This is a genomic window from Fulvivirga aurantia, from assembly GCF_009711475.1.
Classification (GTDB): domain Bacteria; phylum Bacteroidota; class Bacteroidia; order Cytophagales; family Cyclobacteriaceae; genus Fulvivirga; species Fulvivirga aurantia.
This window is the reverse complement of sequence record NZ_SMMD01000042.1, coordinates 1-289: the sequence shown is the minus strand read 5'-3', so window position 1 is coordinate 289 and position 289 is coordinate 1. Positions and strand designations below refer to the sequence as shown.

The window sequence follows — 289 nt, the reverse complement described above, 5'->3', positions numbered from 1 at the left end:
ATATATTTCTTTGACTTAAAGTTTAACCTCCCAGTGCTTCAGCACCAGCAACGATTTCTAAGATTTCTGTCGTAATTGCTGCTTGTCTTGTTCTGTTATAAGTAAGCTTAAGCTCTTTAAGAAGTTCGCCTGCATTATCAGTTGCCTGATCCATGGCGGTCATTCGAGCACCGTGCTCAGCAGCATTAGATTCTAGTATCGCTTTAAATACTTGAATTTTTAAAGACTTAGGTATCAAATCTTTTACAATTTCTTCCTGAGAAGGCTGAAAAATGTAATCAACCTGTAT

At 37.0% G+C, this 289-nt stretch carries 1 protein-coding gene; it reads right to left on the bottom strand.

The genetic code is table 11. The features are described from left to right. Window positions 1-22: 22 nt before the first annotated feature. A partial coding sequence (locus E1176_RS00045) for a F0F1 ATP synthase subunit gamma (RefSeq protein WP_185152438.1) occupies window positions 23-289 on the bottom strand: 267 nt, incomplete at its 5' end.